Origin of the sequence: Pseudomonas sp. NFACC02, from assembly GCF_900110765.1 — a bacterium.
Classification (GTDB): domain Bacteria; phylum Pseudomonadota; class Gammaproteobacteria; order Pseudomonadales; family Pseudomonadaceae; genus Aquipseudomonas.
Genome location: NZ_FOEO01000008.1, coordinates 32,849 through 45,966 on the forward strand (window position 1 = coordinate 32,849; position 13,118 = coordinate 45,966).

Annotated in this window: 7 protein-coding genes; 5 read left to right on the forward strand and 2 right to left on the reverse strand. The window is 49.2% G+C overall.

Annotated elements, in window-relative coordinates; all coding sequences use genetic code 11:
• Positions 1-97: 97 nt before the first annotated feature.
• The 4 genes from BMY73_RS09505 to BMY73_RS09520 are packed head-to-tail and all read left to right on the forward strand — an operon-like array spanning position 98 to position 9,793.
• Positions 98-3,304, forward strand: coding sequence for a non-ribosomal peptide synthetase (locus BMY73_RS09505; protein WP_092406662.1), 3,207 nt, complete (start codon positions 98-100; stop codon positions 3,302-3,304).
• Between the two features lie 26 nt (positions 3,305-3,330).
• Positions 3,331-3,522 carry an MbtH family protein gene (locus BMY73_RS09510; RefSeq protein WP_256571156.1) on the forward strand — a complete coding sequence of 64 codons (192 nt, stop codon included), beginning with the start codon at positions 3,331-3,333 and terminating at the stop codon, positions 3,520-3,522.
• 59 nt (positions 3,523-3,581) lie between these two features.
• Complete coding sequence (locus tag BMY73_RS09515) at positions 3,582-8,231, forward strand: non-ribosomal peptide synthetase (protein WP_092406666.1); 4,650 nt, start codon at positions 3,582-3,584, stop codon at positions 8,229-8,231.
• Complete coding sequence (locus tag BMY73_RS09520; protein WP_092406668.1) at positions 8,228-9,793, forward strand: non-ribosomal peptide synthetase; 1,566 nt, start codon at positions 8,228-8,230, stop codon at positions 9,791-9,793. The genes BMY73_RS09515 and BMY73_RS09520 overlap by 4 nt, the downstream gene beginning before the upstream one ends.
• A 1,028-nt stretch (positions 9,794-10,821) precedes the next feature.
• Here the strand turns inward: BMY73_RS09520 and BMY73_RS09525 are convergent.
• Positions 10,822-11,451 (reverse strand): hypothetical protein, encoded by a 630-nt coding sequence (locus BMY73_RS09525; RefSeq protein WP_139214172.1) that lies wholly within the window; start codon positions 11,449-11,451, stop codon positions 10,822-10,824.
• Between the two features lie 61 nt (positions 11,452-11,512).
• Positions 11,513-11,779, reverse strand: a complete 267-nt coding sequence (locus BMY73_RS28805; RefSeq protein ID WP_092406672.1) for an antitoxin Xre/MbcA/ParS toxin-binding domain-containing protein — start codon at positions 11,777-11,779, stop codon at positions 11,513-11,515.
• Positions 11,780-12,066: 287 nt separating this feature from the next.
• On the opposite strand from BMY73_RS28805, the gene BMY73_RS09535 reads away from it, so the two are divergent.
• On the forward strand, positions 12,067-13,005 hold the full coding sequence (locus BMY73_RS09535) for a hypothetical protein (protein WP_139214174.1): 939 nt from the start codon (positions 12,067-12,069) through the stop codon (positions 13,003-13,005).
• The last annotated feature ends 113 nt before the right edge of the window (positions 13,006-13,118 follow it).

Sequence of the window (13,118 nt, forward strand, 5' to 3'; positions counted from 1 at the left end):
ACAATCCATGTGGTGTTGTTTGCAAAAACACGAGCACAATTTACTCTAGTATGACCTCTTCAACATCTACACTACCGAAAGAAAAAGGACTTTTATCATGCTGCCGATCATCACTAACCAATTGAAACAGGTGAAATCAGTACCTCTTCTGAGGTCGCAGGAAGGCATGTGGTTTACGGAGCAGCTCGATATATCAGGACTTTCGCAAATTGTTTCAGTATGCGTCAACATCCGCGGGCATCTCTGTCATCAAGCCCTAACTACGGCGATCCAAGGGCTTGTAACGCGACATGACAATCTCCGAACCCGCTTCGTAGTGGAGGAGAGCGAGCCGCGGCAACGAATACAAGGAAAAATTGATACCCAGCTGAAGTACATAGATATGCGATCATCCACGACAAATCTTGATGAATCGCTACGTACAGAACTGGCGATACCGATGGACGTAGAAAATGGACCGCTATTTCGTGCCACGCTATATGAGGTAGATGACAGCAATCGTTCACTCCTGTTCACAATCCACCACCTGCTTATGGATAACCAATCTACAGAATACCTAATCCGAGATTTTTATGGGCTCTACGATGCGGCCGTTTTCAATGCAGCGCCCCAGCTTCCCGTCCTGCCCTTCCTCTACAGCGAATATTCCCAAAATGTAAGAGCCCAGACATTCGAATCAGAAAGGATCTACTGGCAAAAGGAGATGGAAAATTTACCGACACCGCTGCTGTTTGCTCGAGGCCAGCATATTGAACCGACGGGGTTAAGGTCAGCAAATACCATCAAACGAAAATTAGATACCTCCAGCACACTTGCATTACGCAGCCTCGGCGTCAAATCAGGATTTACCCCATTCATGGTGCACTTAGCAATATCGGCGGCATTACTCCAGCGACACACGGGTTCACAGGATATAGTGTTGGGCGTACCGCTTTCGACAAGGCCGGGATCTGGCACGTCCGGTTTGACCGGGCTCTTCGTTAATACGATGCCATTGCGCCTACGCTTTCCGCCAGACATTAGTTTTGAGAAACTTCTGCAGCTTGTCAGAGTACGCCTGCTGCGTGCCATGATGCATGTAAAACTGCCGCTTCATGAACTAATTCGTACTTTGCGACTACAGCGTGATGCAGGCTCGAACCCTCTCTTTAAGGTTTGTGTCAATCACGCTGTTGCTGAGAAACAGAAGACCAATGCAGGTCGATGCGAGTTTGAACTGCGGGCCCTGCCGTCTCTGAAGTCTGCGTTCGAAGTCAACCTGATGCTCATTGAAAGCTCGACTAGCTGTGAAATTTGCCTCGAGTTCGACGAGGACGCTCTTTCGAGCAATGATGCTAAGGAAGTTGTTAGCCAATATCTAGATATTTTGGCGGCGGCCTCAGCAATGCCCTCCCTGCATATTCAAGACATCCCGCTTTTTCGGCCTCAACTACAGCGAACGACTAGTGAGCCCGGCCCCAACCTTGAACCTGTTCATATTCGGTTCGAACGTCAAGCTAGTAACGTCCCCACATCAGTTGCTGTTATTTACGGAGAGCAGCAAGCAAGTTATGCAGAGCTGAATGCAAAAGCAAATCGCCTAGCGATGATGCTGATCGAAATGGGTGTAAATCGAGAAACGCTAGTAGCCATTTGTACCGACCGCAGCTTGGATATGGTTGTCAGCGTTTTGGCAACCATGAAGGCCGGGGGAGTCTATATCCCCATCGATCAAGATAACCCCGAAGAGCGCGTCCGGTACATACTTAAAGATACCAAAACGCGCATCTTGCTCACATCGACATCCCAGAAGCAAAGATTTAGAGACATGCCCACGACCGTCCTCTGTGTCGACGATGACAACTTATGCGCTAGTTACGCTGAACAGAACCCAGAAAATAGAGTGGACCCGGATAATCTTGTTTACTGTGTATATACATCTGGGTCCACTGGACGTCCAAAAGGCGCTCTAAATACACATGCTGGATTTGCAAATTTAGTGGATTGGTATGTTACACAAGGCTTAAATATGTCTGCCAGCGCACGTGTAATGCTCGCAAGTTCATTTGGCTTTGATACGACACAAAAAAATTTACTGGGGCCACTTTGCGTCGGGGCTACACTAATAATCCCGCCTTGTTTACCTACCGACCATATCGCGTTTACTAACGCTTTAAAAGCGTACCGGCCCTCGTGGTTGAACTGCGCCCCATCGGCATTTCGAACCTTTATGAACGCTCCCGGCGTGGAAACGATCAGTACATTGATACTGTCGGGAGAGCCCCTTGACGAGGCGATAGTAAAAGCATTACAAGGAAAGCCGGTCAATTTGGTGAACGCGTATGGGCCATCAGAATGCGCTGACATATGTATCTCGTTTGCTCGATCCATGTCGCAAGCAATCTGCCAAGACTCTTCAATGCCACTGGGCACGCCAATACCAAATGTCGAAATTTATGTCTTGGACGACCAGTTCCAACATGCGCCAGCAGGTGTGTCTGGCCACCTCTATATATCAGGAGTCGGTTTAGGCCGCGGTTATCTCGGTCGACCCGATCTCACAGCCCAACAATTTCTACCGAATCCCTTTGGTAGGCCTGGCTCCCGAATGTACAGAACGGGAGACATCGGGCGGTTACGCCGTGACGGCGTTATTGAATATCTGGGTCGTGCAGATAATCAAATCAAGCTGCGAGGAAATCGAGTCGAACCCGGAGAAATAGAGACCCTGCTTCGGGATTGTCAGGGAGTCGCAGAAGCTGTAGTTCTGTTGAGAGACTTGGGCCAAGGAGAACCCCACCTAGTTGCCTACGTAGTTCCACAGAAGGGGGAGACACTCACTACAGATCGACTCCGACTCAGTTTGCGCGCGCAATTGCCAGAGTATATGGTACCGACCGCGTGGATGGTGCTAGCCGCCATTCCGTTAAATCTAAACGGAAAAACCGACTATAAAGCGCTTCCTCTACCTGTGCGCACCGCCGCGGGCGAACGGATAATTTATAAGCCAACTACTCCGACGCAAGTGTTACTCGTTGACATATGGCGTGAAGTACTTGATGTGCCGGAGGTCTCCATATTCGATAATTTTTTTGATTTGTGGGGGCAGTCTCTACTTGCGGTCAGAATGGCGGCTATGATCGCAGACAAACTAAGTGTTGCTTTACCAATGCGGGTCATATTTGACGCATCGAACATCGTAAACATGGCTGCGCAGATTGATCAGATCCTTGCGACATCGGGGGCAGTGTCACCTCAACTAATTAAGCGACAGAGCCGCGAGCCAATAGGCACCAGTGGGTATGACTCAGCAAATAAGCAGTGATAGTTCCACGTATGGAGAAAAGAGACATGAACAGTTTAAATTACCGAGTCGTAGCCAATGAAGAGCAGCAGTACTCCTTGTGGCCGGCCGATATGCCGATCCCGGCAGGGTGGCACGGCCTTGAACAGGCCGGTTCCGAGGAAGCGTGCCTTGCTTATATTACAACTCACTGGACCGATTTGAGGCCGCTTAGTCTGCGCAAACAAGATCAGAAATAACGCACCCACCGCTTCGTAGCCCGCATGTTAAATGTGGAGATCAACCGGACAGGAACGTCATGAAGAATACTCAGCCACCTATCTACGAATTCCGCCCATCAAGCTCACAGCGTAGTCTGTGGCACGCACATCAAATGGACGATGGCGCAGGGTCTTACAATATTTCCCACGCCTGGCGTATGCGTGGCCCCCTAGATATAACCGCACTCAGCCAGGCTCTCAACAACGTTGTGCATCGTCATGAAATATTACGCACTCGTTTCCGCCATACCGAGGCCGGGCTAGTGCAGCAAATACTGACTGATATCTTGATCCCGGTGCAATTATCAAATATACCAAGTTGTAATGACGAGGATCTAGAAACCACCATCAAAATTATTCAAACTGCGGCCCAGCAGCCTTTTGATCTCAGCGAAGATCCACTCATTCGGGCGTACCTATTCAAGGGATCCCCGGATGACCATATTTTTATGCTATCTGTACATCATATTATTGTTGATGGCTGGTCCATGGACATCCTATGGGGCGAGCTTGAACAAGCCTACGAGGCCAATCGAGCAGGTTTAGCGTGGAATATCTGTGAACTACCGCTGCAATATGCCGACTATGCCGAATGGCAGAACGAGTGGTTAACCGGACAACCTGCGCAGCAGGGGTTGAAATATTGGGTTGATTATCTGAGAGGCTCTAAGCCAAATGTAAGCCTACCATCTCTAGGATCAGTACCCAAACTAACTATACGACACCACCACGCAGATAGTGTTCGGTTCAAACTACCGAATGCGCAGCTTAGCAGGCTAAATATTGTTGCTCGAGAACATCGTTCGACGTTGTTCGTTACCTTGTTCGCAGCATTCCACGCACTGTTATTTCGGCTGAGCCAACAGGATGATATATGTGTCGGGTACCCAGTAGCAAATCGTCGACAAAGCGACACTCAATCTTTAATTGGTTGTTTTGTCAATACGCTTGTGTTGCGCACCCGACCAAATTCTAGTCAAACATTCAGCTCAATGATTGAGCAAGTGCGAGATTTCCTTCTACAAGGAGAGGAATACCAAGAAGCTCCATTTGAAAAAATAGTTCAGGCGTTGCACCCAGAACGGTCTGCCCAAGGTACGCCACTTTTTCAAATCATGTTCAGCTTTCAAGACAAATATGACAAACGTAAAGCCCTAAGTCTTAGCGAAGTTGAAATTCGCGCAATACCGTTGAAAGCTACCGGAGTAAAATTTGATCTCTGCGTCGATCTTACCCTTGATACATCAGGCCTAAACATTGAGTTCCAATACGACGAAGGTGTCTTTGCGCGTGATACTATAGCGCGGAGTGCAGGCCACTTCGAAGCGCTGCTCACCGGAGTCGCTGCTGCGCCAACCTGTGAACTCCGTCATCTGCCATTAACTAGGCAAGGGCAAGAACTGCCCATGTCAATTATTAATCAACCTGCGGAACCCATTGGTATTACGAACGTTGTTACTGCTTTTGAGTTACAAGCCAACCTGTCGCCTGCCGCGCTCGCTCTAGTCGACGAAGATGGCGATTGGACATATGCCCGCCTAAATCAACGCGCTAACAAGATTGCCATGTACCTCAGCCAACAATCATTACCTTCCGGCGCCATTGTCGCAGTGCTGCTAGAGCGCAGCGGGGACCTAATTGCTGCACTACTAGGCATTATGAAAGCCGGTTGTGCCTACTTACCGTTGGACCCACTCGCTCCCAGCGAGCGCGTTCTTATCATGCTTAATCAAAGCAACGCAGCTGCAGTTATTACAGTTCAGGCTCTGAGTGAGAAAATAACTAATAGCGAGAGGTTAGCCATATACCTTGAGAACCTCGGAACACAGAGTGATAACTCCCAAGCGGCGAATCTGAATCGGATTATACGCCCTGGGGACCTAGCTTACTGCCTCTTTACATCCGGTTCCACCGGGCTACCAAAGGGCGTTCTGATAGAACATGAAGCGCTGGCGAACCTTCTCTCGTCGATGGCCCCTGACGCTACCACTGATAAGGTCTGGCTGTCAGTGACATCGCCGACTTTTGACGTCTTCGCCTTTGAAGTTTATCTACCCTTGGTTTGTGGCGCGGCAGTTGTGCTTACTAGTCGGGCAAACGCTCGTGATCCTATTGCGCTCACTCATTTAGCACGTACTCATGGTGTAACGGCTATGTTCGCTACACCAGCGACCTGGCGAATGTTCATTGATAGCTCCAGCCGGTTGCGCTTGCGCACAGCATTTTGTGGGGGAGAGTCGATGGATTTAGCGCTTGCTTCCTATCTCCAGACGATCGCTGACGACGTGTGGAATCTATACGGCCCCACCGAAACGACGGTGTTGTCCACTCGCTCACAGGTTATTAGCAACCGCGTGCCAGTTCTAGGACGTCCGATCAATAACACCCAAGTTTTAGTACTCGACAATCAATACTGTTTGGTACCCGTAGGTGTGGCAGGTGATATATATATCACGGGAAATGGCTTAGCTCGTGGTTACGTCAACCAACCTGGGTTAACCGCTGAAAAATTCCTTCCCAATCCATTCGGCGAACCAGGCAGCCGTATGTATCGAACTGGAGATCTAGGATACATTAATATTGACGGGATGCTAGTATATTTAAACAGGACAGACTTTCAAGTCAAGATTAGGGGAGTGCGTATAGAACTTGCTGAAATCGAGGCTGGGCTACGCGGCTGTCCGCAGGTGCGAGACGCTGTTGTAATTGCTGTGGGGGAGGACATTGCTAATCGACGTTTGGTTGCCTACGTTGTAGCAACGGAAGAAAAAACGGTGATGGTTAGCGAGTCAATAATGAAGAGCTTAAGAAGCTTGTTACCCGCTTATATGTTGCCAACGCAGTTACATTTTATTTCGGAAATTCCGCTCAATGTAAATGGAAAAATAGATCGCAACGCGCTGCCTCGCTCCAACCATCTTATCCAAGCGCCAGAGGGACGCTTACCCTCGACGCCGACCGAGATAGCTGTTGCGGAAATCTGGCAAAGTTCGTTGGGTGTTAAGAATATCTTAGCCGACGATAACTTTTTTTCCTTGGGTGGGAATTCTATGCTGGCAATTCACTGTCTCGCACGTATTAACGAAAGATTTTCGCTTAATGCAAAGGCGAGTTTGATTTTTAATCATCAAACAATTACGTACATTGCGGAAGTTATCGATGCCCGCGGAGAACGGAACGAAAACTCAAAAATTCAGATTACATCTTGGTTCACATTGCCAAATAGGCAGCGCGTATATGGATTTCCCGCAGCGGGAATGTATGGAGCGGCGTACTACAATCTTGCCTGCGCTCTAGCGCCAGAAGTTGATCTATGCATGCTGGAGCCTATTGATTGGGACGATCATAATCCCCCCATTCAAAGGATTGATGAACTTGCTGAAGCGTACACTCATAAATTGACTAAGGCGAGTCTAGAGCGCCCACTATACATTCTTGGCCACTCTTTCGGCGGTAGTGTAGCGTTCGAAGTCGCGAAGAAACTTGAGCAGAATGGCCTAGAGGTGTTTCTCATCCTACTGGACGCCACAGTGGTCAGCCCCTTGAACCTCTCCAGTGCCTGGGACGAGATGCTTGATGACAATCACTCGTCTATTCTTGGGGGACCATTTAGCATGCGGAAGGAGCAGCTGCTAGCAGACGCCAATGCCATGCGCTCCCGATATTGGGAAGTTTTAACGCGCTACAATCCTTCTGGACAATTTGGAGGAGACGTGCTCGCGTTATTCGCAGAGGACGATTTGCTGAAACTTCAGTTTGAAGCGCCTATCGTGACCAACTACCGAAAGCTCATGACCGGCCAAATTAGAACCTCAGGGACTCCTGGCAAGCATCTGTCGATCCTCGAGCATAAGTACGCGATACCCCTCGCTCAGCTAATTAAATCACTTTTCGGTACTACACAACCAACCTGTGAGAACTTGCCCCAAGCAGTGCAGCCGCAAGTTTCAGCTTTTCAAGGGATGTTGCCTACAGGTGTAGTAATCGTTGAAGCACGTGACCCTACCTGGTGGGAAAGTGGACTGATGCAAGAAGAAGAAGCATCTCTAGCGTTTGCTAGCGCCAAGCGGCGGCGCGAATTCTCGGCAGGACGAAACTGTGTTCGTGCTGCTATGGAAATTCTTGGCCTACCTGCAGCAGCTATTCCAGTAGGCGAGCATCGCCAGCCTCTTTTCCCTAAGGAAATTGTCGGCAGCATCACCCATTCCGATGACTACTGTGCAGCTGCAGTGGTTTTTCCCGGCTGTGTACGCTCAATTGGGATCGACGCTGAGGCGGATAAAAAAATAGAGGATGCAGTTGCACGGAGAGTACTAAGTGGGGAGGAAATAGTGGCTTTGGCGGAAAACAGTACCATAAGTAACGTACATGTGCTCGCCTTCAGCCTAAAGGAAGCGTTCTTTAAGGCAATATTTCCTTTATGCCAGCGTTATGTTGGCTTCAAGGAGGTAGCTATACGGCTACGCGGCAGGCAATGTCATATAGAAATCATCTCACCGAAATTAATTTCCGAGCTGGCTGGTCTCTGTATCCAGGCGCGCTTCCGAGTCGCAGATAACCGTGTTTACACCGCGGTAGCCCTTGTTCAAAGCAAGACCCCGGACTTGATTAATTCATCCGGCATTACGACGCCCGTCACTCCAAATGTTTGTCTGGATCCGTCCCAGTTCAATAAGGTGGACATATGAAAACGCTTCCTGAGCTTGCCGGATCCGAGATTTCGGACTTAATACTGCCTAGCAACGATCAGCCAGTGCATGAATGGTTTGAGATGCAAGTGCTTCGGACTCCTCTTGCACCCGCATTAATATGTCAAGATATAACGCTCACGTACCAGATTTTGAACGAAAAAGCTAATCGGCTCGCGGCGCAGCTTAGGGTTCAGGGTGTTGGACCTGACACATTAGTTGCACTGTGCATGGACAACCGCCCGGAACTGGTCATTTCCATACTAGCGGTCCTTAAAGCCGGCGGCGCGTATGTACCAATAGATTTAAGTAATCCTAATGCTCGCATCAAATACATTGTTGCCGACACATCCGTGAGCATAATGCTTACAGTCTCCCCCTACGCTGAACGCCTGATACAAATGGTACCCCAGCTGATTTGCGTCGACTGCATTTCGATTGATAATCACTACAGTACATGTAATGTTCCGCAGCAAATTCAAATGCAGAATCTTATTTACTGTATATATACATCGGGATCCACGGGCCAACCTAAAGGGGCACTTAATGAGCATCGCGGATTTTCGAATCTGGTTAGGTGGTACATTGATGATGTCGGCATGACGGCTGATGACCGAGTGATCGTCGCTAGTTCAATCGGATTCGACCTTACTCAAAAAAATATTCTAGCCCCACTATGCGCAGGTGCTTGTGTTCTACTACCTTCCTATTCGCCTGCAAACGCTCAGGCATTTCTTCAAGCTTTCTCAGTAATGCGTCCCACATGGATTAACTGTGCACCATCTGTGTTCCGAACTTTTTCCGGCTCTCCACGCACCCGAACGCTAAAAACAGTTGTGCTGGGCGGGGAACCCATCGACGACGCCCTGATTCTAAGCTTGGCGGGCCGCGAGGTCAGACTTGTAAACAGTTATGGCCCGGCCGAATGTTCAGATGTTGCGATATGGAATGTCTGGGATATTGCGGATCTAGATGCTGCGCGAGATCGAGGCCAAATGCCAATCGGCCTTCCTATTCGAAATGTAGAGATCTTGCTGCTTGACTCTAACCAGAAATCCGTCGCGGCAGGACAGCTTGGAGAAATATGCATAAGTGGTCTGTCCGTTGGACGAGGCTACTTGAACCGCCAGGAACTCAATTTCGATAGGTTCATATCTTATCCACATGCACCTACAACGGGCAAGATATATAAAACTGGTGACATCGGGAAGCTGACAGCTAATAAGCTGATTACCTTTGTCGGCCGACAAGATTCTCAGATCAAAATCCGTGGGCAACGCGTCGAGCTAGGTGAGATTGAAAGTCTGCTCCTCACGTGTGAAATGGTTAAGTCTGCAGTCGTCTGTGCATATACGCTAACACCTGACGACACCAGAATAGTTGCATATGTTGTGGTAACACCAAATATATTATTTTCTATCGATACTATCACCAAAATGCTGTTGAATCATCTCCCCACCTATATGATACCTAGGCATTGGGTACAGTTAGATGTATTCCCTCTCAATCTCAGTGGAAAAATTGACCGCCAAGCACTGCCGAAACCAGACTGGGGGCGGTAAGCTTTCACCGCATCTTATCGCTGATGCAGATTTACTTCGCTGTCGACTATGCGCTGCCTTACTAAGCATTCAACCCAAAGCCAGGCCTACTAACGCTTTGCGAAGTACAACCTTGGGTTAGCTAAAACTCGGCTGCTCGGTCAATTCGGCATCAGCGGGAACACGGTCGTAGTTTGATTCTGCGTCCAGGCACAGCAATGGACAAACTTCATGTCACGTCTCCACTCATGCGCCTACCTCGCAAGAATTTTTATTTACCTGTCGAGAATCACGGTATAGGAATTTAAATATTTTTTAATTTAGATAGACTGCGGTTCTACTTCTGTCGTGCGTTTATAGTGTCAGATGCACCACTAGCGTGCCCTGCGCACTAACTCAGAGCAGTGATCGACCGGTGCACGCAGTCCAAGGGAATGAGATATTTGGCTTCTGGACTTCTTGATATGCCCCTCTCATGACAGGCTGTCTCCCATAACAATGTGGTCGTGCCCACATTTCTCAGATCTCGCCGTGAGGCAAGCCTGGAAGACCCCAATATCGCCGGCGTGGCTAACTCTAATTAATCAAACAGCGAGGGCCTCCCTTACCCACAGTGGAAAAATACATGCCCATACATTTGAACTACTCATTATGGAAACACTACAGTTCGTTAATGGCCATAGACTTATATTTTTAAATGACTAACGAATTGCCGAGCGCTTTACCCGATAGCAATAGAGAACGGCATCAGTGTGTCTTGCAGGAGAAAGCAGCTGAACTGCCGTTGTAAACTTCGGCGATCAGGCTGCAATGCGGCGGTGATTTATGAGGGGCACCTTAGGAGCCGGCTTTTTTTGACGAGCGTTTCATGCAGACAGGATTATTTTTACTTATACAGCGAGAGGAATAAACAACGCGTCGCGCTACCCAGAGTCGCTCGAAAAGCGACAATTGGCTGGCCCGCGCGCTGGGGCAGCCTCTGGATGACGTGAATAGAGGGAGGAGCGTAAAGCTTGAGAGGAATGCATGAAGGGCGGCTTAACAGCCCCTCAAGGTCCCGTGTGCGTTCGGTGATGCCAGTGCTGAAGCCTTACGAGTTCTGGAAAAGCGGAATCCAGTCTATCGTTTTGCCGTTCCACGCGACCTGACCTTGCCCCCAGAGAAGAGGAAGCGTCGCCTTGGGAACGGTAATGTCCGAAGGCATGGGTCAGCCCCAAGCCGTGCATTCCCAACGCACACTTTTCGAGCCGTTCATCTGCCCACATGTCCCACCCCTTGGTTTGCACCTGGGTATTCAGGTAATTGCGCAACAGTTGCTTCCCGATCGATCGGCAAAACGCGATGGCTTCATTTCGCTGCATTGGGGTGAGCGACGCCAGGCACGTCTCGAGATATGGCGTGATATCTCCAGCCGCCGGGCCGGACTCCCGAAGCGCCCCGATGTCGAAACCAGAATCGTCTATCTGCCCCAGCAACCCTTGGGTCGCCACCGGCGGCACTTTTCCGCAATAGATCTGGATGTTCCCGAGCCCTTCATCAGCCAGGTAACGGCGAACCATCGCTTGGCCGTAATCCGTTCCAATGCCATAGACCAGCGTTAACTCAGCTGTAGGATTCTGAATTAAATGCGCCATTCCTAAATAAATGCGCAGCAATGCGCCGCTTGGCGTCGAAATCATGAGAGCCGGATCTCTCGCCATCGAGGTTAGAGAGCAAGCCCAAACGTCTTGGGACCGAGCATTATACGTAGACGCCGTATTCAATCTGCATCAAGAAACCCAGGACACGGCGATATCCTGACTGAGTTGATAGCAGGCCACATGGGGATTGATAATCAAACCCTCGAGCTGGATGCATAACCCACTCCTCAGCATCAGCACGCGCGCCTAGCACACGCTGAGCCGTCGCCAAGACGACCTCTCTTCTCGTTATGAAGCAACGATGTTCATTACTCCAGCACTTGTCCGAAGGCCAAACCCGCTTCTCGAAAATTTGAGCTCCGCTCATTGAAACCACCTCCAGCCGGTGAATTCAGGACGTACATTAGCCTCTATGCTACTCCAGCCTCGGCCGAACGGAAGCTCGCACTTAGATCACCAGAAACGGCTGAAATCTTCACGGCAGCGAAATCGCTATAAGGCAAGGCTTGCAGAGATAAAAATCTCGTCTTGGCTGTTGAGATCAACTGATTATATTATTTCGGTGTTCTCGCGAACTCTCGAACCGAAGAAAGGCCACTGCACCTGAATCAAGAATACTTCTGACCGTTCATCCATCAATGCACTGGAATAATAATGCAAGGTATAGCTGACAAAATTCGTCATTATCGCAAAACTTTTCGACCACCAGTTCTGTACGCGCTGACTTCATCAGCGCTATGGTTATCGGTGCTTCTAGCCAGCATAATTGTTGGCTTGATATTTTTTGATTTATACGTACGAATAGCAGGCCATGGTGAATTTCTAAACTCTGGCGATCAGGCCCTACTCTTGCTATCAGAAACTGTAATGATCGGAGGGATTTTGCAGACCCATCTACTTGGCACTGAAAAGCGGTTTCGCCGTCTCAACCCCACCGTCAGCCGTATCAACATTCGTACGCCTCAAACTTTCGTAAAGCGAGAGAAAATTGCATGCATTAGAAAAGTATTCAACCATCAGGAAGACCTGCAGGCTCTTGCAAAACGCTTGGTAGAAGAATGGGAGTGGCGGCAGGAGATAAAACTACGCTCAAAAGACCCGCTGTGGGTTCGCGCTATCGGTTTCTTTACGCTACCTAACCCATCAAATTTTGCGGCGTACATGACAGGCCTTATCGCAGTCCTCGCTGCCATCATAATCACTACCCTAACCCCGGAAGCGCTATTTGGCTCAGTGGCAACGCTGCTTAGCGACATCTGGGCAAATATTCGCTTGCTTACCATAGTCGTCGTCCTGCCTGTTTCGCTATGCATCCTTCCCGCTGCAGTAATCCTGACCTCATTAAAAGAAATTTGGGTAGCGTTACTTGAGCGGCTAAACGATCAGTATCTAAGCCAGGCAGGGTTTTATCGGTTCATATCACAGCTCTTGGAGCTCCATGACCAAGGAGAACCCCTTTTGCTTCGTAAAACCCAAGCCTGGGCATATTGGTCCATCCGGCTAGGTACAGCTCCCATTCAAGATCTACGCAGAGTGGGGAAGCGTATCCGCCGCGGCATCTACCTCGCCAAGCGCCTATCAAATCGTGGTTGAAGGCGCACCCCTCAAAGAGTCGAAGTCGGCTATTCACTATCAATTATGTATATGAATATATCAGGCTCAGAACAGGCCAAGCAGATACTCATTGCGCTATACTGGCACGCTTT